Origin of the sequence: Diplocloster hominis (assembly GCF_032380655.1) — a bacterium.
Taxonomy (GTDB): Bacteria; Bacillota; Clostridia; order Lachnospirales; family Lachnospiraceae; genus Diplocloster; species Diplocloster hominis.
Map to the genome: position 1 here is coordinate 1 of NZ_JAWDIY010000013.1, position 21,569 is coordinate 21,569.

Below are 21,569 nucleotides of genomic sequence, written 5' to 3' on the forward strand. Positions count from 1 at the left end.
TACGCAGAAGGCTGGAGAACCTCGCAGGGCCTGGAACACTGTCCGAGCCGTCCTCTGGCGAGTTTGTTCCGGGCCCTGCCAATAAGAGGTTCTCCAGCCTTCGGAGTTAGCCATTCTTATGTCCGGCCGAAGTGATTTGGCCCCACGGGATTCGCCGCCCGGTTCCAAAGGCCGGACCGCCTCCCTCCCTTCCCGGACCTTCGTCCACAAAATCCCCATTTACCAAAGTTGGCCGTAAATCGTAAAAAATTTACCAAAAAAATAAAAAAATACTTGCAATCCTCAGATCTTTCCTATATACTTAAACGTGCTGTGACATTGATAGCGTTGAAGCGTGAGGTTGCTGCCCAAATGTGGCAGGTTTTCCGTGGAGCGAATGTCAAGTTAGGAAACTGGCGACAAGTCACTGTACCGAATAAGATCCGGATCAGCAGGATCGAGTATCTGAACGGTTTTCGAGCCGGGCAGAGCACACCGTGTAAGAATGTAGCAAACGCGACACACACGGAAGAGTGTACAGTCACCGCTTGTCGTACTGGTATGAAAAGTACGAAAAGGAGGCGACTTTTTTTATGGCAAGTCAAGTAATGAGAATCACATTGAAAGCGTATGATCATCAATTGGTGGATGCATCCGCGAAAAAAATCATCGAAACTGTGAAGAAGAATGGTGCTCAGGTGAGCGGACCGGTGCCGCTGCCCACGAAGAAAGAGGTAGTTACCATCTTGAGAGCGGTACACAAGTACAAAGACTCCAGAGAGCAGTTCGAGCAGAGAACTCATAAAAGACTGATCGACATTATCACACCTACCCCGAAGACGGTAGATGCATTGTCCAGACTGGAAATGCCCGCAGGTGTGTACATCGACATCAAAATGAAACAAAAATAAACAGCAATCGATACGGTATCCCCGTGTCGTTAAGGAAACTTGTTTTCCCGAACTAGTATGAACGCAGCTAAATAAGCATGGCCGCGTTCCGCTGTAGATTTAGGAGGTAAAGGAAAGAATGAAAAAAGCGATCTTAGCTACAAAGGTTGGAATGACCCAGATCTTCAACGAAGATGGCACGTTAGTTCCGGTAACCGTATTACAGGCTGGTCCCTGTGTGGTTACACAGGTGAAAACCGCTGACAATGACGGATATGACGCCGTACAGGTCGGATTCATGGACAAACGTGAGAATTTGGTGAACAAGCCTATGAAGGGCCAGTTCGACAAAGCAGGCGTATCCTGCAAGAGATTCGTAAAAGAATTCAAGTTTGAAAATGCAAGTGAATATCAGCTGGCACAGGAAATCAAAGCAGATGTTTTTGAGAGCGGCGAGAAAGTTGATGTTACTGCCATTTCCAAAGGAAAAGGATTCCAGGGCGCGATCAAGAGACATGGCCAGCACAGAGGACCCATGACCCACGGTTCCAAATATCACCGCCATGCCGGATCCAATGGTTCCGCATCCGATCCCAGTAAAGTATTCAAAGGCAAGAAGATGCCCGGACACATGGGAGCGAAGAAAGTTACGGTACAGAACCTGGAAGTTGTCCGCGCAGACGCAGAGAAGAACCTGCTGCTGGTAAAAGGCGCAGTACCCGGACCCAGGAAAGCATTGGTTATTATCAAAGAAACCGTGAAGACGGCGAAATAAGAGGCTTTGAGAAAGGAGGAACTTACAGATGGCAAACGTATCTGTTTATAATATGGAAGGCAAAGAAGTTGGTACGATGGAATTAAACGATGCCGTATTCGGTGTGGAAGTAAACGAGCACCTGGTACACATGGCAGTCGTAAACCAGCTTGCAAATAAGCGTCAGGGAACTCAGAAAGCGAAAACCCGTTCTGAAGTATCCGGCGGTGGAAAGAAACCCTGGAGACAGAAAGGAACCGGTCACGCGAGACAGGGTTCGATCAGAGCTCCTCAGTGGACGGGCGGCGGAGTTGTATTCGCACCGGTACCGAGAGACTACTCCTTTAAGATGAACAAAAAGGAAAAGAGAGCGGCACTTAAGTCTGCTTTGACTTCCAGAGTAATGGAAAGCAAATTCATCGTGCTGGATGATCTGAAATTCGATGAAATCAAAACCAAGAAGTTCCAGGAAGTTCTGAACAACTTAAAAGTGAACAAAGCTTTGGTTGTACTGAATGACAATGATGAGAAAGTGGTATTATCCGCGAGAAACATTCCGGAAGTCCGGACGGTTCTTACCAACACCATCAATGTATACGACATCTTAAAATACAACACAGTCATCACAACGAAGGCAGCTGTTGCAACCATCGAGGAGGTGTATGCATAATGGCAAGCATTCAATACTATGATGTAATCTTAAAACCGATTATCACGGAAAAAAGTATGAACGCGATGAGCGAGAAGAAATACACATTCTTAGTCCATCCGGAAGCAAACAAGACGATGATCAAGGAAGCGGTTGAGAAAATGTTCTCCGGAACAAAAGTAGCCAGTGTCAATACCATGAATCTGGAAGGCAAGACGAAGAGACGTGGAATGACCTACGGAAAAACCGCAAAGACCAAGAAGGCCATCGTAAAACTGACCGAGGACAGTGCAGAAATCGAAATTTTCGAAGGGCTGTAGGGCTGGCTGTGAACACTTGGCGATGAGGAGCTTGCGACGAAGAGCCTAGTGAGAACGCCGTTACCGAGACTCAGCGAGAGCGCGCCTTTTGCGGTCGAGCGCTAGTCGAGCGTAACAGTCCAGCTGCAAACCTACTCATACCGGCAGAGTACTCTGCCAACAACAGCCAAGCAAGAACGCCACTCCCAAACCCATCGAGAATACACATTTTTCAATTAAAGCACTAACCTCAGCTTCATATTAACGCAGCAACAAACAATAACCAGAACTTGAAAGGAGTGAAAAAAATGGGTATCAAAACCTATAACCCATATACACCTTCCAGAAGACATATGACCGGTTCTGATTTCTCCGAAATCACAAAAACTACCCCGGAAAAATCCCTGGTAGTATCTCTGAGCAAAAACTCCGGCCGTAATAATCAGGGAAAGATCACAGTCAGACACCGCGGAGGCGGTTCCAGACGAAAATACAGAATCGTGGATTTCAAGAGAAAGAAAGACGGAATCCCGGCAAAAGTAATCGGTATCGAGTACGATCCGAACAGAAGCGCCAATATCGCGCTGATCTGCTACGCAGACGGCGAGAAAGCATATATCCTGGCTCCGGAAGGCTTAAAGGACGGCATGAAGATCATGAACGGACCGGAAGCCGAAGTGAGAATCGGAAACTGCCTGCCGTTATCTGATATCCCGGTAGGTACCCAGGTACACAACATCGAGCTGTATCCCGGCCGCGGCGGCCAGATGGTCCGTTCCGCAGGAACCAGCGCACAGCTGATGGCTAAAGAAGGAAAATACGCAACCTTACGTCTTCCCTCCGGTGAAATGAGAATGGTTCCCATCATCTGCCGTGCTTCCGTAGGTGTGGTGGGAAACGGTGAGCACAACCTGATCAACGTAGGTAAGGCAGGACGGAAACGTCACATGGGTATCCGCCCGACCGTACGTGGTTCCGTCATGAACCCCAACGACCATCCCCACGGTGGTGGTGAAGGTAAAACTGGTATCGGACGTCCCGGTCCTTGCACCCCTTGGGGCAAGCCTGCTCTGGGCCTGAAGACCAGAAAGAAGAACAAACAGTCCAATAAGCTGATTGTAAGAAGAAGAGACGGAAAGGCTATGAAATAAGGAGGTTAGAACCTATGGCTCGTTCATTAAAAAAAGGACCGTTCGCAGATGAGAGTTTATTAAAAAAGATCGACTCCATGAACGCATCCGGTGATAAATCGGTCATCAAGACCTGGTCCCGCCGTTCTACGATTTTCCCGCAGATGGTCGGACATACAATTGCAGTTCATGATGGAAGAAAACATGTTCCGGTATATGTAACGGAAGACATGGTAGGCCACAAGCTGGGTGAGTTTGTCGCCACCAGAACCTATCGTGGACATGGCAAAGATGAGAAGAAATCGAAAGTAAGATAGGAGGTATTCTAAACCATGGCAAAAGGACATAGAAGCCAGATAAAAAGAGAGAGAAATGCCAATAAAGATACCAGACCTTCCGCAAAGTTATCTTATGCCAGAATGTCTGTCCAGAAGGCATGCTTCGTATTAGATGCCATCAGAGGGAAAGACGTGACTGCGGCTCTTGGTATTTTAGCTTATAACCCCAGATATGCTTCCGGCGTGATCGAAAAATTATTGAAATCCGCTATTGCAAACGCAGAAAACAATAATGGAATGAATCCGGAGAATCTTTACATTGCAGAGTGCTATGCAAACAAGGGACCTACAATGAAGAGAATCAGACCGAGAGCTCAGGGAAGAGCTTACCGGATTGAAAAAAGAATCAGTCACATTACCATTGTGTTGGATGAAAGATAAGGAGGGCAATCATGGGACAAAAAGTTAATCCGCATGGCTTAAGAGTCGGTATCATCAAAGATTGGGACTCTAAGTGGTATGCAGAAGATGAATTTGCTGATTATCTGGTAGAAGACTACAAAATCAGAAAATTCCTGAAAAATAAATTATTCAGTGCCGGGATTTCCAAAATCGAAATCGAACGTACTGCAGACCGTGTGAAAATCGTGATCTACACCGCAAAACCGGGCGTAGTCATCGGTAAAGGCGGATCTGAAATCGAAAAAGTAAAAGCAGAGCTTCAAAGATTTACTGACAAGAAATTGGTAGTAGATATCAAAGAAGTGAAAAGACCTGATAAAGATGCACAGTTAGTGGCTGAAAATATTGCGCAGCAGTTAGTGAACCGTATTTCCTTCCGCCGTGCGATGAAATCCTCCATGGGCAGAAGCTTAAAAGCAGGTGCTCTTGGAATCAAAACTTCCGTATCCGGCCGTTTAGGCGGTGCTGATATGGCCCGTACCGAGTTCTACAGCGAGGGTACGATTCCGCTTCAGACACTTCGTGCTGATATTGATTATGGATTCGCTGAGGCAGATACCACCTACGGCAAAGTCGGAGTTAAGGTGTGGATCTACAAAGGCGAAATACTTCCAACGAAAGCTGATAAGGAAGGGAGCGATAAATAATGTTAATGCCGAAAAGAGTAAAACGTCGGAAACAGTTCCGTGGCTCCATGAAAGGGAAAGCTTTAAGGGGCAATACCATCAGCAATGGTGAGTATGGTATCATTGCCATGGAACCCGGATGGATCAAATCGAACCAGATCGAGGCAGCCCGTGTTGCTATGACCCGTTACATCAAGCGTGGTGGCCAGGTTTGGATTAAAATATTCCCCGATAAACCAGTAACCACGAAACCGGCAGAAACACGTATGGGTTCCGGTAAAGGTTCCTTAGAGTACTGGGTAGCCGTAGTAAAACCCGGCCGTGTGATGTTCGAGATCTCAGGTGTACCGGAGGAAACGGCGAAAGAGGCACTGCGTCTTGCAACCCATAAGTTGCCTGTGAAATGTAAAGTCGTTTCTCGCGCAGACTTAGAAGGCGGTGATAAACAGTGAAAACGAATAAATTTGTAGAAGAATTAAAATCGAAATCTGTTGTGGAATTAAAGGAAGAGTTAGTAGCTGCGAAAAAAGAGCTTTTTAACTTAAGATTCCAGAATGCGACAAATCAGTTGGATAACACAAGCAGAATCAAAGAAGTTCGCAAAAACATTGCCAGAATCCAGACCGTTCTGACTGAAGCTGCGAAAGCTGCTGAGTAATAGAGAGGAGCTACACAGATGGAAAGAAATCTGAGAAAAACCCGTACGGGCAAAGTTGTCAGCAATAAAATGGATAAAACCATCGTTGTTGCCGTAGAAGACCATGTAAGACATCCTCTTTACAAAAAGATCGTAAAGAGAACGTATAAATTGAAAGCTCATGATGAGAACAACGTGTGCAATATCGGCGATACCGTAAAAGTTATGGAAACAAGACCCATTTCCAAAGACAAGAGATGGAGACTTGTGGAAGTCGTAGAAAAAGTGAAATAATTTCTTCGGGTTAAATTTTAAGGAGGTTAAAGGCATGATACAACAAGAAACAAGGCTTAAAGTTGCCGACAATACCGGTGCCAAAGAATTACTTTGTATCAGAGTTATGGGCGGTTCCACCAGAAGATATGCCAATATCGGTGACATCATTACAGCCACGGTCAAAGATGCAACGCCAGGCGGTGTTGTTAAAAAAGGCGATGTTGTAAAAGCTGTCGTGGTACGTACCGTAAAAGGCGCTCGTCGTAAAGACGGCTCTTATATAAAATTTGATGAAAATGCAGCAGTCATCATCAAAGATGACAAGACTCCCAGAGGAACACGTATTTTTGGGCCGGTAGCCAGAGAGCTTCGTGAGAAACAGTTTATGAAGATCGTATCCTTGGCTCCGGAAGTATTATAAGGAGGTGTTCTAAGAAGATGTCAGCGATCAAAATTAAAAAAGGCGACACGGTAAAAGTGATTGCCGGTAAAGATAAAGACAAAGAAGGAAAAGTCCTTTCCGTAGATCAGAAAAACGGCAGAGTCCTGGTAGAAGGCGTAAACATGGTAACCAAACATGCGAAACCCTCCGCAGCAAACCAGAACGGCGGTATTATGCATAAAGAAGGACCGATCGATGTTTCCAACGTCATGTACCTGCACAAAGGTAAAGTAACCAGAATCGGATACAAAATGGATGGAGACAAAAAAGTACGTGTAGCCAAAGCTACCGGCGATGTAATTGATTAATTCTAAGGAAGGAGGTCCGGAAAGTTGAGTAGATTAAAAGAGATTTACAAAAGTGAAATCGTGGAAGCGATGACGAAAAAGTTTGGATATAAAAACGTGATGGAAGTACCGAAACTTGACAAGGTAGTTATCAACATGGGTGTTGGTGAAGCCAAGGAAAACGCAAAGCTTTTGGAAGCGGCGGTCAAGGATATGGAAACAATCACCGGCCAGAAGGCAGTGATCACCAGAGCGAAGAATTCCATCGCTAACTTCAAGATCAGAGAAGGAATGCCGATCGGATGTAAAGTAACACTTCGGGGCGAAAGAATGTATGATTTCGTAGACCGCCTCATCAACCTGGCACTTCCCCGTGTGCGTGACTTCAGAGGTGTGAACCCGAACGCATTTGACGGAAGAGGAAACTACGCGCTGGGTATTAAAGAACAGTTGATTTTCCCGGAAATCGAATATGATAAGGTTGACAAAGTACGAGGCATGGATGTCATTTTCGTTACAACCGCGAAAACCGACGAAGAAGCCCGTGAATTATTGACACAGTTCAATATGCCGTTTACCAAATAATTAGGAGGGAAAATTTCATGGCTAAGACATCAATGAAAATTAAGCAACAGCGTCCGGCGAAGTATTCTACCAGAGAATACAACCGTTGCAGAATCTGTGGCCGTCCGCATGCTTATTTGAGAAAATACGGAATTTGCAGAATCTGCTTCCGTGAATTAGCTTATAAAGGTCAGATACCGGGCGTTAAAAAGGCTAGCTGGTGAGGCTGTGAACACTTGGTGATGAGGAGCTTGCGACGAAGAGCCTAGTGAGAACGCCGTTACCGAGACTTAAGCGAGAGCGCGCCTTTTGCGGTCGAGCGCTAGTCGAGCGTAACAGTCCAGCTGCAAACCAGCCCCGCAGATTCTAAAAAAAAGGAGGTAAAACCCAAATGACAATGAGCGATCCGATTGCAGATATGCTTACAAGAATCCGTAATGCAAATACTGCAAAACATGATACCGTAGATGTACCCGCTTCAAAGATGAAAATCGCGATAGCTAATATCCTGGTAAACGAAGGATATATCGCAAAATACGATCTTGTAGAAGACGGCAGCTTTAAAACAATCCGTATTACTCTGAAATACGGTAAAGATAAAAATGAGAAAATCATTACCGGACTTAAGAGGATTTCCAAACCCGGACTTCGCGTATACGCAGGAAAAGATGAATTACCGAAGGTTTTAGGAGGACTTGGAATCGCAATTATTTCCACCAATAGTGGTGTTGTAACTGATAAAGAAGCGCGTAAACTTCAGGTAGGCGGAGAAGTTTTAGCGTTTGTATGGTAAGGAGGTACGGGCATGTCACGTATAGGAAGAATGCCAATCGCGGTACCCGCAGGCGTAACTGTGGATATTGCAGAAAATAATAAAGTGACTGTAAAAGGGCCGAAAGGTACTCTCGAGAGAGTATTGCCCTCTGAGATGGAAATCAAGATGGAAGATGGTCAGGTAGTTGTTACCAGACCCAACGACCTGAAGAAGATGAAATCCCTGCATGGTCTGACCAGAACGTTGATCAACAACATGGTTGTTGGTGTAACCAATGGATATGAAAAGGTACTGGAAATCAACGGTGTTGGTTACCGTGCCGCAAAATCCGGTAAGAAATTAACCCTCTCTTTGGGATATTCTCATCCGGTTGAGATGGAAGATCCGGAAGGACTGGAATCCAAGGTAGATGGTAACAAGATTACCGTCTCCGGTATTGATAAAGAAAAAGTTGGCCAATACGCTGCTGAGATCAGAGATAAGAGAAGACCGGAACCTTACAAGGGCAAAGGTATCAAATATGCTGACGAAGTCATCAGACGTAAAGTTGGTAAGACTGGTAAGAAATAATAAAGGAGGGTTAGAGAAATGGTTAGTAAGAAATCAAGAGCCGAAGTCCGGCAGAATAAACATAGAAGAATGCGCAACCGTTTCAGTGGCACAGCTGCTCGTCCGCGTCTGGCTGTGTTTCGGAGCAACAATCATATGTATGCGCAGATCATCGACGATACCGTGGGAAACACTTTAGTTTCTGCATCAACCCTTCAGAAGGATGTAAAAGCAGAGCTTAAGAAAACCAACGACGTTGAAGCAGCTGCATATCTTGGTACGGTTATCGCGAAGAAAGCCCTGGAAAAGGGTATTGATGAGGTAGTCTTTGACCGCGGCGGCTTCATATATCAAGGAAAGATCCAGGCACTGGCTGACGCAGCCAGAGAAGCCGGATTAAAATTCTAGGCAGGAAGGAGAAGAACACATGAAACGTACAATCGTTGACGCTAGTCAGTTAGAATTAACCGAAAAAGTAGTTTCCATCAAGCGTGTAACTAAGGTTGTTAAAGGTGGTCGTAACTTCCGCTTCACAGCTTTAGTCGTAGTAGGCGATGGCAATGGCCATGTCGGCGCAGGTCTTGGAAAAGCAACCGAAATTCCGGAAGCGATCCGCAAAGGAAAAGAAGACGCAGCCAAGAAGCTGATCACCGTTGCAATGGATGAAAATAACAGTATTACTCATGATTTCATCGGAAAATTCGGAAGTGCTTCCGTGCTGTTAAAGAGAGCTCCTGATGGTACTGGTATCATCGCAGGCGGCCCGGCCCGTAGCGTGCTGGAGCTTGCAGGTATCAAAAATATCCGTACCAAATCCCTGGGCTCCAACAACAAGCAGAACGTGGTAATCGCTACCATCGAAGGCTTGAGACAGTTGAAAACTCCGGAAGAAGTAGCTAAGAATCGCGGCAAAGCCGTCGAAGAAATTCTGGCTTAATTAAGGAGGCAATGAAAATGGCAGAGAAATTAAAAATCACATTGGTGAAATCCACCATCGGCGCGGTTCCGAAGCATAAAAAAACAGTTGAGGCCCTTGGCCTTCGCAAGTTAAACAAAACTGTGGAAATGCCGGATAACGCAGCGGTTCGTGGCATGATCCAGCAGGTGAAACACTTAGTGAAAGTAGAAGAAATCTAATAGAAACAGCAGTTAAGGAGGTGTAACGATGGACTTATCGACGTTAAGACCAGCAGAAGGATCCAAACACAGCGATAACTTCAGAAGAGGCCGCGGCCATGCATCTGGTAACGGTAAAACTGCAGGTAAAGGACACAAGGGGCAGAAAGCCCGTTCCGGAGCTCCAAGAGCCGGATTTGAAGGTGGACAGATGCCTTTATACAGACGTATCCCTAAGAGGGGATTCACCTGCAGAAACTCAAAAGAAATCGTAGCAATAAATCTCGACGCTCTTGAAGTGTTTGACAATGATGCAGTAGTTTCCATTGAAGCTTTGTTGGAAAAAGGTATTATCAAAAACCCCAGAGATGGTGTTAAAATTCTTGGAAATGGAGAATTAACTAAGAAGCTTACCGTACAGGCAAATGCTTTCAGTGCAAATGCTGCAGCTAAAATCGAAGCTCTTGGTGGAAAAACAGAGGTGATCTAATTGCTCGAAACACTTCGTAATGCATTTAGAATAAAAGACATAAGAAATAAGCTCTTATTCACATTTGCCATGTTGGTAGTCGTACGTATCGGTTCCCAGCTCCCGATTCCGGGAGTGAACCGGTTGTACTTCCAGCAGTGGTTCCAGCAGCATTCCGGAGATGCCTTCAATTTCTTTGACGCATTTACCGGCGGTTCTTTTACTTCGATGTCGATCTTCGCCCTTAGTATTACCCCGTACATCACATCTTCCATTATCATGCAGTTGCTGACCATCGCGATTCCGAAGCTGGAAGAGATGCACAAGGAAGAGGACGGCAGAAAGAAAATCGTGGCCATCACCCGTTATGTAACGGTAGCTCTTGCGCTGATCGAATCGATCGCAATGGCAGTTGGCTTTGGACGTCAGGGATTATTACTGGACTACAATTTCGTAAGCGTGGCAATGACAGTTGTTACGATGACGGCAGGTAGTGCATTCCTTATGTGGATTGGTGAACGTATTACGGAAAACGGTGTGGGAAATGGTATCTCTATCGTATTGTTGATCAACATTATTTCCCGGCTTCCTCAGGATATCGGTACTTTATTCCAGCGGTTTGTACAGGGAAAAAGTGTTGCGAAAGCCGGCTTAGCGATAGTCATTATCCTGGCAGTTATCCTGTTTACAGTAGTATTTGTTATCGTGTTGCAGAATGGAGAACGCAGAATTCCAGTGCAGTATGCCAAAAAGATGCAGGGGCGTAAGATGGTAGGCGGACAGTCTACGCATATTCCGCTGAGAGTGAATACAGCCGGTGTTATTCCGGTTATCTTCGCATCCTCCCTGATGCAGTTTCCGATCGTGATTGCAACTTTTATCGGAAAAGGGCAGGACAGTACGATTTTGGCAGTACTGAATTCCGGAAATTGGTGTAATCCTCAAAAACCGGCGTATTCCGTAGGTTTGCTGGTATATATTATATTAATCGTATTCTTTGCATATTTCTATACTTCCATCACCTTCAATCCGATGGAAATTGCGAACAACATGAAAAAACAGGGTGGATTCGTACCTGGTATCCGTCCCGGAAAACCTACTACGGAGTATTTGACAAGAATTCTGAACTATATTATCTTTATCGGAGCTGTCGGCCTGACGGTTGTATCTGTCATCCCGATTATCTTCAGCGGAGTATTCGGAGCACATGTTTCCTTTGGAGGAACATCACTGATTATTATCGTCGGTGTAATTCTGGAGACATTAAAGCAAATCGAATCACAGATGCTGGTTCGCTCCTACAAAGGTTTCCTGAACGACTAATGCGATTGACCCGATAAGGGGCGGACTTTGATTGGTTCGCCCTTTTAGGGCATAAGCATGGTAACACCCTTCGGGTATACCTGTATGCCGTTAAAAACACGGCATAAACATGGTAAATACTGGTAATACTTCATAATGGAGGAGGAATCACTATGAAAATAATTATGCTTGGAGCACCCGGCGCTGGTAAAGGAACACAGGCGGAAAAGATTGCAGAGAAATATCAGATTCCCCACATCTCCACCGGAGACATTTTCAGAGCTAATATAAAAAATGGTACGGAATTAGGAAAGAAAGCAAAAACCTATATGGACCAGGGACTTCTGGTTCCCGACGAACTGGTTGTAGATCTGGTTGTAGACCGTGTACAGCAGGAAGACTGCAAAAAGGGTTATATTCTGGATGGATTTCCCAGAACGATTCCCCAGGCAGAGGCGCTGGATGCCGCGTTATCTGCAAACGGTGAAAAAATAGACTACGCCGTCAACGTAGAAGTAGCAGATGAAAACATCATCAATCGTATGGCCGGCAGAAGAGCCTGCTTAAACTGCGGAGCTACATATCATGTAGTTACAATTCCTCCGAAGGAAGAAGGCGTCTGCGACAAGTGCGGAAATGAACTCGTATTAAGAGAAGATGATAAACCGGAAACGGTAAAGAAGCGTCTGGATGTGTATCATGACCAGACACAGCCCTTGATTGAATATTATACCGCGGAGAAAATTCTCGTGGAAGTAGACGGAACCAAGGACATGGCTGAAGTTTTCGGTGACATTGTAAAGGTTTTGGGAGCGTAAAAATATGGCTGTGACAATAAAATCTGCCAGAGAAATTGAGCTGATGAGAGAAGCTGGCAAGATACTTGAAAAAGTACACAATGAAATGGAGAAAGCGGTTCGTCCCGGTATCTCAACAAAGGATATCGATCTATTCGGCGAGGAGCTGATCCGAAGCTTTGGTTGTATCCCGTCCTTTTTGGGATATAACGGGTATCCGGCTTCTATCTGTGTTTCCGTAAATGATGAGGTGGTGCATGGGATTCCCGATCGGCATCACATAATCCAGGAGGGCGATATCGTGAGCCTGGATGCAGGAGTCATTTACAAGGGGTATCAATCCGATGCAGCTAGAACACATGCGGTCGGGGAGATCAGCCAGGAGGCCAGGCAGCTCATTGACGTGACAAAACAGAGTTTCTTTGAAGGAATCAAGTTTGCCAGAGCAGGACATCATCTCCATGAGATATCCGCTGCGATTGCCGATTATGCCGAGAGCTTTGGCTATGGTGTAGTTCGGGATCTGGTAGGCCACGGCATAGGGAAAGAAATGCATGAGGACCCTCAGATACCTAATTTCCGGCAGAAGAGAAGAGGATTACTCCTGCAACCCGGTATGACACTTGCTATTGAGCCTATGATCAATGCAGGCCGTTATGATGTGGCTTGGCTTGACGATGACTGGACAGTAGTAACAGATGACGGTTCTTTGTCCGCCCATTACGAAAATACGGTTCTGATCACAGATGGGGATCCGGAAATTTTCACCCTTTCGAAGTAGAGGTTTTGCTATGGAAGAATGGAAAGCAGGAATGCTGGCGAAGGCAAAGGCAGGTCATGATAAAGACCAGTTATATGTCATAATAAAAGTAGAACCGGAATATGTATATCTGGCGGACGGTAAAAAAAGGACGCTGGACCGGCCCAAAAAGAAGAACCGGAGACATGTCCAGATCATCAAGCGGGCATCCGGTGAGCTGCAGACGAAATTTGAAAACGGAAGTAAAATCATAGACGAAGAAATCAAATATATATTGAAAGCCTATCAGGCGACAATGGTGAGTGAGGAGGTCTAAACTATGTCAAAAGCCGATGTTATCGAGATCGAAGGAACAGTCGTAGAGAAGTTGCCGAATGCCATGTTTCAGGTGGAATTGGAAAACGGCCATAAGGTACTGGCCCATATCAGCGGAAAGCTGCGTATGAATTTTATCCGTATTCTGCCGGGCGATAAAGTAACGATTGAACTGTCTCCCTACGATTTATCCAAAGGCAGAATCATCTGGAGAGATAAATAGACATAATTAGTCAGAAATGTCCATAAAACGCAGAGAATTTATGGAAGATTTGTCTTGCATTATAATATGGTTGATGTTATAATATAAAACGGACGTTTTTTGGGGCCCTTTTGTAGTTATGCCCTGAAAATAGATAAGAAAAGCCCGCGGACATACCGAGATGTCCGGGTTTCATGGGCAAAAATAAGGAATCGCCTTATGGCAGGAAAGGAGGGTTTTCCGTGAAGGTAAGATCATCTGTAAAACCTATTTGCGAAAAGTGCAAAGTTATCAAGAGAAAAGGAAGTATCAGAGTTATCTGTGAAAATCCGAAACACAAACAGAGACAGGGCTGATTTGTCTTGTCAGGTTCCATTCTATTCGTGCGGCTGCAGTATGAACCACGAGGCTGCGTTGTTCATGCTGGTTTAAATAATTCAATAGATTCTGTTTTTCAATACCGAGGGAAAACGGAATTGACTTTTGAAACGTAATATGTCTTAAAAGACAGACAAGAACAATGAAATGTAGTGATTAACTAATGGAGGTGTAATGCGCACATGGCTCGTATCGCTGGTGTAGACTTACCGAGAGAAAAACGTGTAGAGATTGGCTTGACTTACATCTACGGAATTGGAAGAACGAGTTCCAACCGTATTTTGGCAGAAGCGAAAGTAAACCCTGACACCCGTGTCCGGGATTTGACGGATGAAGAAGTTGGTAGAATCCGTGACGTCATCGATGCAACCCAGATGGTTGAAGGTGATTTGAGACGTGAAATTGCCATGAATATCAAGAGATTACAGGAAATCGGCTGCTATCGTGGTATCCGTCATAGAAAAGGACTCCCGGTTCGCGGTCAGAAGACTAAGACAAACGCAAGAACCAGAAAAGGTCCGAAGAGAACAGTAGCGAATAAGAAGAAATAATCTTCTGCTGTAAATCTTGATAAAAACTATTATTTGTCTTTAAAAGACGGGTATACCTAAATGTCTTTAAAAGACAGACAAATTTAATGAAAGGAAAATAGTTTAAAATGGCTAAAAAAGTTACCAAAAAAGTGACAAAAAAGCGTGTAAAGAAGAACATTGAGCGCGGACAAGCGCATATCCAGTCTTCTTTTAACAATACGATTGTAACCTTGACGGATACGGAAGGGAATGCAATTTCCTGGGCAAGTGCGGGAGGATTAGGTTTCCGCGGTTCCAGAAAATCCACTCCTTATGCAGCACAGATGGCAGCAGAGACTGCAACGAAGGCAGCATTAGTACACGGCCTTAAGACTGTAGACGTTATGGTAAAGGGTCCCGGATCAGGTAGAGAAGCAGCGATCCGCGCGCTTCAGGCCTGTGGTTTGGAAGTTACCAGTATCAGGGATTGCACTCCGGTTCCTCATAACGGATGTCGTCCGCCAAAACGTAGAAGAGTCTAATAGGAGGTGTAGTTGACATGGCAGTTAATAGAGTACCCGTCCTGAAAAGATGCAGATCCCTTGGACTGGATCCGATCTACTTAGGATATGATAAAAAATCCAGAAGAGAATTAAAAAGAGCAAACCGGAAAATGAGTGAGTATGCTCTGCAGCTTCGCGAAAAACAGAAAGCGAAATTTATTTACGGAGTATTGGAAAAACCTTTCCGTAACTACTATGCAAAAGCGGATAAAATGCGCGGCATGACCGGTGAAAACCTGATGATCTTATTAGAGAGACGTCTGGACAGCGTGATCTACCGTATGGGCTTTGCCAGAACCAGAAGAGAGGCCAGACAGGTCGTGGATCACAAGCACATCACCGTAAACGGAAAGTGTGTAAACATTCCTTCCTACTTAATCAAAGCCGGGGATGTTATTGAAATCAAAGAAAAATGCAAAGGATACCAAAGATATAAAGATATCTTGGAAGTAGCAGGCGGAAGACTGGTTCCCGAATGGCTGGATGTGGATCAGGAGAATCTGAAAGGTACCGTAAAGGAACTCCCGAACAGAGAAGCAATCGATGTTCCGGTAGATGAGATGCTTATCGTCGAATTATATTCCAAATAATCCTTAAAGGCTTGTGGTATATAATCACCCTCAGAACAATGATAACCCAAAAGGAGGGGCTTTGTAGTGTTCGATTTTAATAAACCCAAAATTGATATTACGGAAATCTCAGAAGATAAAAAGTATGGCAGATTTGTCGTAGAGCCTTTGGAGCGAGGATATGGAACAACTCTTGGTAATTCCCTCAGAAGAATTATGCTTTCATCTCTTCCCGGCGCAGCAGTAAGCCAGGTAAAGATCGAAGGTGTTCTGCATGAATTCAGCACGATACCTGGTGTTAAGGAAGATGTGACAGAAGTCATCATGAACATCAAGAGCTTGGCCATCAAGAACAACAGTGATACCAATGAGCCTAAAGTGGCCTATATCGAGTTCGAAGGTGAAGGGGTTGTAACAGCGGCAGATATCCAGGTTGATCCGGATATTGAAATCATGAATCCTGATCTGGTAATCGCGACCTTGAACGGCGGAGCGGACAGCAAGCTGTATATGGAGCTGACCATAACCAAAGGCAGAGGTTACGTAAGCGCTGACAAGAATAAGGATGAAGAACTTCCCATTGGCGTGATCGCCGTGGACTCCATCTATACTCCGGTTGAGCGTGTGAACATGGCGGTAGAAAATACCCGTGTCGGCCAGGTGACGGACTTTGACAAACTGACGCTGGATGTATATACGAACGGAACATTAGCTCCGGACGAGGCAGTAAGTCTGGCTGCTAAGGTACTGAGTGAGCATCTGAGTTTATTTATAGATTTGTCCGAAAATGCAAAGACAGCAGAGGTAATGATCGAAAAAGAGGACAATGAAAAAGAAAAAGTACTGGAAATGAACATTGATGAACTGGAATTATCCGTTCGTTCCTACAATTGTCTGAAGAGAGCCGGTATCAATACGGTCGAAGAGCTGTGTAACCGGACTTCCGAGGATATGATGAAGGTCCGTAACCTGGGACGCAAATCCCTGGAAGAGGTACTGGCGAAATTAAAAGAACTTGGTTTAGAGTTAAACCATACGGAAGAATAGTAGTAGGAGGTAAGGCGTAAAATGGCAGGATATAGAAAGCTTGGCAGAACATCAAGCCAGAGAAAAGCTTTGATCAGAAACCAGGTGACCAGCCTGATCAATAACGGCAAGATCATCACCACGGAAGCGAAAGCAAAAGAAATCCGCAAAGTGGCTGAAGGCTTGATCGCCATGGCAGTAAAAGAAAAAGATAATTACGAAACCGTTACGGTAACCGCTAAGGTTCCCCGTAAGGATAAAGACGGCAAGAGAATCAAAGAAGTACAGGATGGCAAGAAAGTACAGCTCTTCGACGAAGTGGAGAAGACGGTTACCAAAGACGCTCCGTCCAGACTTCATGCCAGAAGACAGATGTTAAAAGTTCTCTACCCCGTAAAAGAAGTACCTGCAAAAGCTGCAGGGAAAAAGAAAAACACCAAGAATGTGGATCTCACTGAGAAGTTATTCAAAGAGATCGCTCCCAAGTATGAGAACCGCAACGGCGGCTACACCAGAATCGTGAAAATCGGCCCGAGAAAAGGTGATGCAGCGATGGAGGTTGTACTGGAGTTAGTATAATTCATTGGGAATCAGGATTTAAGTAGTTGGATTTAAAATAGTCAGAATCAGGCTGTACGTTTGACCGATGAGGATCGGTGAAGGGTGCAGCCTTTTTTCTCTTATATAAGTCATGGTTAGAGGAAGTTTTAAATAACAATATTTCAACAATTATTAACGTACGTATAAACGTAGGTTATAATGAAAGCATAAGAACGGCGATAAATGTAACAAAAGCCAGGGATAATATATATCAAATATTAGCGGATGTTAATTTGAATAGTCAACCTATCACCATTCAAGGAATAATTCAGTAGTCTGCATTATAATAGTTGTTAACCGGCAGGATATGGTCTATAATTAATTCCAAAAAGCAAAATTCGGAAGGAGCCTTACATTGGATAAAGCGGTTGGGGGATCAATGAGTATGGTACTGGACGCCTTCTATAGGCCGTCAGGATTTCAGGTGGAACTGCTGGAAGTGCCCGGCAGGCGCGGCAGAAAAAAAGAAGCGGCGGACAGCATGGGCCCTGCGGACAGGAAAAGGGCGGGCGCGGAAAAAACGGGTCAGGAAGAGGCCGGCTTGGAGACATCGGGTCTGCATATTGAGAATCAATACTTGGGAGAACCGCAGGTCTGGTTTGACCGGCTGAGGGAGGATCCGTGGAAGGGGCTGTACCATCTGGGGTTCCTGCTGCCGGAGAGCTGGATGAGGCCCTCCGTGTGGTATTTGCACCGTATAGCAGCGTATTTGATCCGGCGGCTCTCCACAAGTCCGGAACTGGAATTGGAACGGGACGGGCTGGAGGCGGAGCTGTCTTCGGGGGAGGCAGGAACACTTCTGGAGGCGCTGCCTTTTGTAAATGGGGCGGAGTTCGTGGATGAGGCCTGGATCGGGAACATCTGGCAGAAGCTTTTGGAGTGTTTCAGAAGTGAGATTCGTGAATATGACGGCACGGCGGCCGCCTATTTTGCGGAATACAATTCCAGGATCAGTGTGGCGGGCAGAGTCTTTTTCCATCTGGTGGAGAGCCATCAGGAGGATTATCCCTTTGCTTTTATGGCTACTTATTCCACTAAGCCGGTGAAAAGTAAGAAGGCCATCCATACGCCATTAAAGAATGCTCTGCTCGAATTCAAGGATGACCAGAAGAAACTGCTCTCCCTTCTGTCCGCTGTGGCGAAGGCGGCGGATGCCAGTCCTCTGATCGGGGATCTGATGGAGAGCGGCGAGCTGTTTTCCCCTCTGCGGTTCACCGCGCAGGAAGCCTATACATTTTTGTCGGAAATACCCATCTATGAGGAAGCGGGGATCATGTGCCGGGTTCCGGATTGGTGGAGACGGCATACCAACGCGGTCAGCTTGTCTCTCACCGTGGGGAACAAGAAACAGTCGCTGGTGGGACTGGACGCTATCGTGGATTTTTCCCCGTCTTTGATGATCGACGGGGAGAAGCTTACGGAAAAGCAGCTGAAGGAATTCCTGGCGATGGCGGAGGGGCTGGCGCTGTACAAAGGGAAATGGGTAGAAATCAATAAAAAGAAGCTGGAAGCTGCGCTCACGGCACTGCAGAAGGCCAAGGAGCTGGCCAAAGACGGGAATTTCACTCTGGCGGAAGCTATGAGGCTGGAATTAAGCGCGGCGCCACAGAGCACGGAGGGAGAAGAGATCTCTGTCACAGTATCGAATGGTAAATGGATGAAGAAGATCCGGGAAATGATGGTCAAGCCGGCATCCATTGACCCGGTGCCTCTGGAGCCCACGTTCCATGCCGATCTGCGAACCTACCAGGAGGAGGGATACCGATGGCTCAATCTGATGGCCGAGCTGGGACTTGGAGCCTGCCTGGCGGATGACATGGGGCTGGGCAAGACAGTGCAGGTGATCGCGTGGCTGGAACATTACCGGCAGACTCACGCAGGACAAGAGCTGCAAGGAGAGCAAGCACGGTATGGCGGACAGGCACTGCTGGTGATCCCGGCGTCCCTGATCGGCAACTGGCAGAAGGAGATAGACCGTTTCGCCCCTGAGATGCCCTATGAGATCCTGCACGGGAGCCAGGCCGGGGCGGCTCTGGAGACGGAGGAAACGAAATCAGAGCATACTTTCTTATACATTACCACTTATGGGATGGTGCAAAGACTGGAAGGGCTGCTGGTCAAAAGCTGGGATATCGTGATTCTGGATGAAGCCCAGGCTGTAAAAAATGCAGGTACAAAGCAGACGAAAGCGGTAAAAGCGATCCCGTCGCGTCTTCGGATCGCTATGACCGGAACGCCGATCGAAAATAATCTGGGCGACCTGTGGTCTCTCTTTGATTTTCTGAACAAAGGCCTGCTGGGCAGCGCGAAAGAATTCCAGGGCCTTGTGAAGGAGATGGAGTCCGAAGAAGTTGGTTTTCTGCCGCTGAAAAAAATGGTTACGCCTTTTATTCTGCGCCGGCTTAAAACAGATCGCTCCATTATCTCCGATCTGCCCGATAAGGTGGAAGTGAAGGAGTATGCGGGGCTTTCCAAAAAGCAGATCGGACTCTACACGAAGCTGGTAAAAGAGATCGAGAGAAAGCTGGCGGAATCAGAAGGGATCGAGCGCAAAGGCCTGGTACTGGCCGGCATCATGAAGTTCAAGCAGATCTGCAATCATCCGGACCAATATCTGGGGCTGGAAGATTATAAGAAGGAGAACAGCGGGAAATTCGAGTGCCTGGAACAGATTTGCCAGACTATTTATGAAAAGCGGGAACGGGTGCTGGTATTTACCCAGTTTAAGGAAATGACAGAGCCGTTGGCGGAATTTTTGGAATCGATTTTCAACAGAAAAGGATTGATCCTCCATGGGGGAACCCCGGTAAAAAAGAGAAGTGAGTTGGTGGAACAGTTCAATGGGGAGGAGTATGTACCCTATATGGTATTATCTCTAAAGGCCGGTGGTGTTGGACTGAATCTGACCGCTGCCAATCATGTGGTACATTTTGACCGGTGGTGGAATCCGGCGGTGGAGAACCAGGCCACGGACCGGGCCTTCCGGATCGGACAGACAAAGAATGTGATCGTGCATAAGTTCGTCACACAGGGGACCATAGAGGAAAAGATCGACGCGATGATCGAAGAAAAACAGAAGCTGGCCGGCGATATCCTGGGATCGGCCGGGGAACAGTGGATCACGGAGCTCAATAATGAGGAGCTGATGAATCTGTTCCGGCTGGGAGGTGTGAAAGCATGAGCTATTACGGATTTGCGCCCTATGTATCCGTGGCGGAAAAGAGGGCGAAGGCTGACCGGCAGATCGCGAAGCTGAGAAAGAAAAACCCGGATCTGGCGCCGGTTCTGATCGAGGGCAACACCATCGCCCGGAGCTGGTGGGGCAAGGCCTGGAATAAGAACCTGGAGAGCTACGCCGATTATGCCAACCGGATCTCCCGGGGAAAGAGTTATGTGCGAAATCACGCGGTCCTGGACTTACAGATCAGGGAGGGAAGCGTGGAGGCCTTGGTACAGGGTACCGGATCCAAGCCGTATGTGATAGAGGTGGACATCGATGTGCTGGGAGACGAGCGCTGGCGGCAGGTGGTGAAGCTGTGTAATCACCGGATCGATTCCGTGGAAAAACTGGTGGAGGGAAAGTTTCCCAGGGAGCTGGAAGTGATTTTCACGGAGAAGGAGTACGGGATGTTTCCTTCCCCGAAGGAGATACATTTTTCCTGTTCCTGCCCGGACTATGCTTATATGTGTAAGCATGTGGCCGCCGTTCTCTATGGTGTGGGCGCCAGGCTGGATGAAGACCCGATGCTGTTTTTCACACTGCGCAGGGTGGATATCCAGGATCTGATCCGACGTTCGGTGGAAAGCCGGATGGATGCTATGCTGAAAAACGCGGGGAAGAAGAGCGGCCGGGCGATGTCTGAGACGGAGATGCATGATGTGTTTGGGATATAGAGAACTGTGTTTATATGTGAATTACATATAGACTATATTTTTAGTATGAGTTTTTCTGATATGGACGTATAAAGAAGAATATGCATTTAGGTGTAATCAAATTATTTGTATGAAAATAGCACTGCTCAATAACTGATATCCAGTTATTGAGCAGTGCTATTAATTAATCGAGAATATATCCCGAATGTTGTTATTTTTTAAATCCACAGAGAATTAATTTCTGACCTCAAAAGTATATCAAGAAAAAATTAGAAAAGCAATAATTCTATTAAAAAATAATAATCAAATAATAAGTTGATTAAAGTCAATAAATAACTTCAATAAAAAAATGCGGGAACATATTATAGATTATACTATAAAAAACTTGACATAGATGGGCTAGTATGATAGTCTTTACTTGTGAATAAAAAACGCATCTGATATTTTTACCATAATATACCGGTATTCTACCAGATGCGTAATAGTTGAC

Annotated in this window: 34 protein-coding genes; all 34 read left to right on the forward strand. The window is 45.9% G+C overall.

Annotation, left to right across the window (positions count from 1 at the left end; translation table 11 throughout):
• Window positions 1-572 precede the first annotated feature (572 nt).
• Window positions 573-890 carry a 30S ribosomal protein S10 gene (gene rpsJ / locus ABC831_RS13170; RefSeq protein WP_158343542.1) on the forward strand — a complete coding sequence of 106 codons (318 nt, stop codon included), beginning with the start codon at window positions 573-575 and terminating at the stop codon, window positions 888-890.
• Window positions 891-1,008: 118 nt separating this feature from the next.
• Window positions 1,009-1,644, forward strand: coding sequence for a 50S ribosomal protein L3 (gene rplC, locus ABC831_RS13175; protein WP_343248590.1), 636 nt, complete (start codon window positions 1,009-1,011; stop codon window positions 1,642-1,644).
• Between the two features lie 28 nt (window positions 1,645-1,672).
• The gene (gene rplD, locus ABC831_RS13180; protein ID WP_158350158.1) at window positions 1,673-2,293 is read left to right on the forward strand and encodes a 50S ribosomal protein L4; all 621 of its coding nucleotides are present in this window, start codon (window positions 1,673-1,675) and stop codon (window positions 2,291-2,293) included.
• A complete protein-coding gene (gene rplW / locus ABC831_RS13185) occupies window positions 2,293-2,592 on the forward strand; it encodes a 50S ribosomal protein L23 (protein WP_158350157.1) in 300 nt (99 codons plus the stop codon). Before rplD ends, rplW begins: the two co-directional genes overlap by 1 nt.
• A 287-nt stretch (window positions 2,593-2,879) precedes the next feature.
• A complete protein-coding gene (gene rplB, locus ABC831_RS13190; RefSeq protein WP_158343534.1) occupies window positions 2,880-3,722 on the forward strand; it encodes a 50S ribosomal protein L2 in 843 nt (280 codons plus the stop codon).
• A 14-nt stretch (window positions 3,723-3,736) separates the two neighbouring features.
• Window positions 3,737-4,018 (forward strand): 30S ribosomal protein S19, encoded by a 282-nt coding sequence (gene rpsS, locus ABC831_RS13195; protein WP_158343531.1) that lies wholly within the window; start codon window positions 3,737-3,739, stop codon window positions 4,016-4,018.
• Window positions 4,019-4,033: 15 nt separating this feature from the next.
• Window positions 4,034-4,420 carry a 50S ribosomal protein L22 gene (rplV, locus tag ABC831_RS13200; RefSeq protein WP_158343529.1) on the forward strand — a complete coding sequence of 129 codons (387 nt, stop codon included), beginning with the start codon at window positions 4,034-4,036 and terminating at the stop codon, window positions 4,418-4,420.
• An 11-nt stretch (window positions 4,421-4,431) separates the two neighbouring features.
• Window positions 4,432-5,088 carry a 30S ribosomal protein S3 gene (rpsC, locus tag ABC831_RS13205; RefSeq protein WP_343248591.1) on the forward strand — a complete coding sequence of 219 codons (657 nt, stop codon included), beginning with the start codon at window positions 4,432-4,434 and terminating at the stop codon, window positions 5,086-5,088.
• A complete protein-coding gene (gene rplP, locus ABC831_RS13210; RefSeq protein WP_158343524.1) occupies window positions 5,088-5,519 on the forward strand; it encodes a 50S ribosomal protein L16 in 432 nt (143 codons plus the stop codon). The genes rpsC and rplP overlap by 1 nt, the downstream gene beginning before the upstream one ends.
• The gene (gene rpmC, locus ABC831_RS13215; protein WP_158350155.1) at window positions 5,516-5,725 is read left to right on the forward strand and encodes a 50S ribosomal protein L29; all 210 of its coding nucleotides are present in this window, start codon (window positions 5,516-5,518) and stop codon (window positions 5,723-5,725) included. The genes rplP and rpmC overlap by 4 nt, the downstream gene beginning before the upstream one ends.
• 18 nt (window positions 5,726-5,743) lie before the next feature.
• Window positions 5,744-5,998: a 30S ribosomal protein S17 gene (gene rpsQ, locus ABC831_RS13220; protein WP_158343520.1), complete on the forward strand. Its 255-nt coding sequence runs from the start codon at window positions 5,744-5,746 to the stop codon at window positions 5,996-5,998.
• Window positions 5,999-6,032: 34 nt separating this feature from the next.
• Window positions 6,033-6,401, forward strand: a complete 369-nt coding sequence (rplN, locus tag ABC831_RS13225; protein ID WP_158343517.1) for a 50S ribosomal protein L14 — start codon at window positions 6,033-6,035, stop codon at window positions 6,399-6,401.
• Window positions 6,402-6,418: 17 nt separating this feature from the next.
• On the forward strand, window positions 6,419-6,730 hold the full coding sequence (rplX, locus tag ABC831_RS13230) for a 50S ribosomal protein L24 (protein ID WP_158343515.1): 312 nt from the start codon (window positions 6,419-6,421) through the stop codon (window positions 6,728-6,730).
• Window positions 6,731-6,754: 24 nt separating this feature from the next.
• Entirely contained in the window at window positions 6,755-7,294 is a 540-nt protein-coding gene (gene rplE / locus ABC831_RS13235; RefSeq protein WP_158343513.1) for a 50S ribosomal protein L5, read from the forward strand.
• Window positions 7,295-7,311: 17 nt separating this feature from the next.
• A complete protein-coding gene (locus ABC831_RS13240) occupies window positions 7,312-7,497 on the forward strand; it encodes a type Z 30S ribosomal protein S14 (protein WP_158350152.1) in 186 nt (61 codons plus the stop codon).
• A 167-nt stretch (window positions 7,498-7,664) separates the two neighbouring features.
• Complete coding sequence (gene rpsH / locus ABC831_RS13245; RefSeq protein ID WP_158350151.1) at window positions 7,665-8,066, forward strand: 30S ribosomal protein S8; 402 nt, start codon at window positions 7,665-7,667, stop codon at window positions 8,064-8,066.
• Between the two features lie 12 nt (window positions 8,067-8,078).
• Complete coding sequence (gene rplF, locus ABC831_RS13250; RefSeq protein WP_343248592.1) at window positions 8,079-8,618, forward strand: 50S ribosomal protein L6; 540 nt, start codon at window positions 8,079-8,081, stop codon at window positions 8,616-8,618.
• A gap of 18 nt (window positions 8,619-8,636) precedes the next feature.
• Window positions 8,637-9,005, forward strand: coding sequence for a 50S ribosomal protein L18 (rplR, locus tag ABC831_RS13255; RefSeq protein ID WP_158343506.1), 369 nt, complete (start codon window positions 8,637-8,639; stop codon window positions 9,003-9,005).
• A 19-nt stretch (window positions 9,006-9,024) separates the two neighbouring features.
• Window positions 9,025-9,534 (forward strand): 30S ribosomal protein S5, encoded by a 510-nt coding sequence (gene rpsE / locus ABC831_RS13260; protein WP_158343504.1) that lies wholly within the window; start codon window positions 9,025-9,027, stop codon window positions 9,532-9,534.
• 17 nt (window positions 9,535-9,551) lie between these two features.
• Entirely contained in the window at window positions 9,552-9,734 is a 183-nt protein-coding gene (gene rpmD / locus ABC831_RS13265; RefSeq protein ID WP_158350148.1) for a 50S ribosomal protein L30, read from the forward strand.
• Between the two features lie 28 nt (window positions 9,735-9,762).
• Window positions 9,763-10,203 carry a 50S ribosomal protein L15 gene (gene rplO, locus ABC831_RS13270; protein ID WP_343248593.1) on the forward strand — a complete coding sequence of 147 codons (441 nt, stop codon included), beginning with the start codon at window positions 9,763-9,765 and terminating at the stop codon, window positions 10,201-10,203.
• The gene (gene secY / locus ABC831_RS13275; RefSeq protein ID WP_343248594.1) at window positions 10,204-11,505 is read left to right on the forward strand and encodes a preprotein translocase subunit SecY; all 1,302 of its coding nucleotides are present in this window, start codon (window positions 10,204-10,206) and stop codon (window positions 11,503-11,505) included.
• Between the two features lie 152 nt (window positions 11,506-11,657).
• Window positions 11,658-12,302: an adenylate kinase gene (locus ABC831_RS13280; protein WP_343248595.1), complete on the forward strand. Its 645-nt coding sequence runs from the start codon at window positions 11,658-11,660 to the stop codon at window positions 12,300-12,302.
• 4 nt (window positions 12,303-12,306) lie between these two features.
• Window positions 12,307-13,062, forward strand: coding sequence for a type I methionyl aminopeptidase (gene map, locus ABC831_RS13285; protein ID WP_343248596.1), 756 nt, complete (start codon window positions 12,307-12,309; stop codon window positions 13,060-13,062).
• Window positions 13,063-13,072: 10 nt separating this feature from the next.
• Complete coding sequence (locus tag ABC831_RS13290) at window positions 13,073-13,357, forward strand: KOW domain-containing RNA-binding protein (protein WP_343248597.1); 285 nt, start codon at window positions 13,073-13,075, stop codon at window positions 13,355-13,357.
• Between the two features lie 3 nt (window positions 13,358-13,360).
• Entirely contained in the window at window positions 13,361-13,579 is a 219-nt protein-coding gene (gene infA, locus ABC831_RS13295; RefSeq protein WP_158343490.1) for a translation initiation factor IF-1, read from the forward strand.
• Window positions 13,580-13,800: 221 nt separating this feature from the next.
• A complete protein-coding gene (gene rpmJ / locus ABC831_RS13300; protein ID WP_073992704.1) occupies window positions 13,801-13,914 on the forward strand; it encodes a 50S ribosomal protein L36 in 114 nt (37 codons plus the stop codon).
• Window positions 13,915-14,118: 204 nt separating this feature from the next.
• Complete coding sequence (rpsM, locus tag ABC831_RS13305; RefSeq protein WP_158343488.1) at window positions 14,119-14,487, forward strand: 30S ribosomal protein S13; 369 nt, start codon at window positions 14,119-14,121, stop codon at window positions 14,485-14,487.
• Between the two features lie 107 nt (window positions 14,488-14,594).
• A complete protein-coding gene (gene rpsK / locus ABC831_RS13310) occupies window positions 14,595-14,990 on the forward strand; it encodes a 30S ribosomal protein S11 (protein ID WP_158343486.1) in 396 nt (131 codons plus the stop codon).
• 17 nt (window positions 14,991-15,007) lie between these two features.
• Window positions 15,008-15,601: a 30S ribosomal protein S4 gene (gene rpsD / locus ABC831_RS13315; RefSeq protein WP_343248598.1), complete on the forward strand. Its 594-nt coding sequence runs from the start codon at window positions 15,008-15,010 to the stop codon at window positions 15,599-15,601.
• 66 nt (window positions 15,602-15,667) lie between these two features.
• Window positions 15,668-16,627: a DNA-directed RNA polymerase subunit alpha gene (locus ABC831_RS13320; RefSeq protein ID WP_158343482.1), complete on the forward strand. Its 960-nt coding sequence runs from the start codon at window positions 15,668-15,670 to the stop codon at window positions 16,625-16,627.
• Window positions 16,628-16,648: 21 nt separating this feature from the next.
• Entirely contained in the window at window positions 16,649-17,185 is a 537-nt protein-coding gene (locus ABC831_RS13325; RefSeq protein ID WP_158350141.1) for a bL17 family ribosomal protein, read from the forward strand.
• 400 nt (window positions 17,186-17,585) lie between these two features.
• Entirely contained in the window at window positions 17,586-20,387 is a 2,802-nt protein-coding gene (locus tag ABC831_RS13330; protein ID WP_343248599.1) for a DEAD/DEAH box helicase, read from the forward strand.
• Window positions 20,384-21,100 (forward strand): SWIM zinc finger family protein, encoded by a 717-nt coding sequence (locus ABC831_RS13335; RefSeq protein WP_343248600.1) that lies wholly within the window; start codon window positions 20,384-20,386, stop codon window positions 21,098-21,100. Before ABC831_RS13330 ends, ABC831_RS13335 begins: the two co-directional genes overlap by 4 nt.
• The last annotated feature ends 469 nt before the right edge of the window (window positions 21,101-21,569 follow it).

Excerpts from the sequence above, each read along its gene's own strand:
- rpsS (WP_158343531.1), top strand. The coding sequence starts at position 3,737 with ATGGCTCGTTCATTAAAAAAAGGACCGTTCGCAGATGAGAGTTTATTA.
- map (WP_343248596.1), top strand. The coding sequence starts at position 12,307 with ATGGCTGTGACAATAAAATCTGCCAGAGAAATTGAGCTGATGAGAGAA.
- ABC831_RS13240 (WP_158350152.1), top strand. The coding sequence starts at position 7,312 with ATGGCTAAGACATCAATGAAAATTAAGCAACAGCGTCCGGCGAAGTAT.
- rpsH (WP_158350151.1), top strand. The coding sequence starts at position 7,665 with ATGACAATGAGCGATCCGATTGCAGATATGCTTACAAGAATCCGTAAT.
- rplW (WP_158350157.1), top strand. The coding sequence starts at position 2,293 with ATGGCAAGCATTCAATACTATGATGTAATCTTAAAACCGATTATCACG.
- rpsC (WP_343248591.1), top strand. The coding sequence starts at position 4,432 with ATGGGACAAAAAGTTAATCCGCATGGCTTAAGAGTCGGTATCATCAAA.
- rplX (WP_158343515.1), top strand. The coding sequence starts at position 6,419 with ATGTCAGCGATCAAAATTAAAAAAGGCGACACGGTAAAAGTGATTGCC.
- rplO (WP_343248593.1), top strand. The coding sequence starts at position 9,763 with ATGGACTTATCGACGTTAAGACCAGCAGAAGGATCCAAACACAGCGAT.
- rplP (WP_158343524.1), top strand. The coding sequence starts at position 5,088 with ATGTTAATGCCGAAAAGAGTAAAACGTCGGAAACAGTTCCGTGGCTCC.
- rpsM (WP_158343488.1), top strand. The coding sequence starts at position 14,119 with ATGGCTCGTATCGCTGGTGTAGACTTACCGAGAGAAAAACGTGTAGAG.
- ABC831_RS13325 (WP_158350141.1), top strand. The coding sequence starts at position 16,649 with ATGGCAGGATATAGAAAGCTTGGCAGAACATCAAGCCAGAGAAAAGCT.
- rpmD (WP_158350148.1), top strand. The coding sequence starts at position 9,552 with ATGGCAGAGAAATTAAAAATCACATTGGTGAAATCCACCATCGGCGCG.
- ABC831_RS13335 (WP_343248600.1), top strand. The coding sequence starts at position 20,384 with ATGAGCTATTACGGATTTGCGCCCTATGTATCCGTGGCGGAAAAGAGG.
- ABC831_RS13330 (WP_343248599.1), top strand. The coding sequence starts at position 17,586 with ATGAGTATGGTACTGGACGCCTTCTATAGGCCGTCAGGATTTCAGGTG.
- rplB (WP_158343534.1), top strand. The coding sequence starts at position 2,880 with ATGGGTATCAAAACCTATAACCCATATACACCTTCCAGAAGACATATG.
- rplC (WP_343248590.1), top strand. The coding sequence starts at position 1,009 with ATGAAAAAAGCGATCTTAGCTACAAAGGTTGGAATGACCCAGATCTTC.
- infA (WP_158343490.1), top strand. The coding sequence starts at position 13,361 with ATGTCAAAAGCCGATGTTATCGAGATCGAAGGAACAGTCGTAGAGAAG.
- rpsK (WP_158343486.1), top strand. The coding sequence starts at position 14,595 with ATGGCTAAAAAAGTTACCAAAAAAGTGACAAAAAAGCGTGTAAAGAAG.
- rplF (WP_343248592.1), top strand. The coding sequence starts at position 8,079 with ATGTCACGTATAGGAAGAATGCCAATCGCGGTACCCGCAGGCGTAACT.
- rpsE (WP_158343504.1), top strand. The coding sequence starts at position 9,025 with ATGAAACGTACAATCGTTGACGCTAGTCAGTTAGAATTAACCGAAAAA.
- rplV (WP_158343529.1), top strand. The coding sequence starts at position 4,034 with ATGGCAAAAGGACATAGAAGCCAGATAAAAAGAGAGAGAAATGCCAAT.
- rpsD (WP_343248598.1), top strand. The coding sequence starts at position 15,008 with ATGGCAGTTAATAGAGTACCCGTCCTGAAAAGATGCAGATCCCTTGGA.
- ABC831_RS13290 (WP_343248597.1), top strand. The coding sequence starts at position 13,073 with ATGGAAGAATGGAAAGCAGGAATGCTGGCGAAGGCAAAGGCAGGTCAT.
- rpsQ (WP_158343520.1), top strand. The coding sequence starts at position 5,744 with ATGGAAAGAAATCTGAGAAAAACCCGTACGGGCAAAGTTGTCAGCAAT.
- rpsJ (WP_158343542.1), top strand. The coding sequence starts at position 573 with ATGGCAAGTCAAGTAATGAGAATCACATTGAAAGCGTATGATCATCAA.
- rplD (WP_158350158.1), top strand. The coding sequence starts at position 1,673 with ATGGCAAACGTATCTGTTTATAATATGGAAGGCAAAGAAGTTGGTACG.
- rplN (WP_158343517.1), top strand. The coding sequence starts at position 6,033 with ATGATACAACAAGAAACAAGGCTTAAAGTTGCCGACAATACCGGTGCC.
- ABC831_RS13280 (WP_343248595.1), top strand. The coding sequence starts at position 11,658 with ATGAAAATAATTATGCTTGGAGCACCCGGCGCTGGTAAAGGAACACAG.
- rplR (WP_158343506.1), top strand. The coding sequence starts at position 8,637 with ATGGTTAGTAAGAAATCAAGAGCCGAAGTCCGGCAGAATAAACATAGA.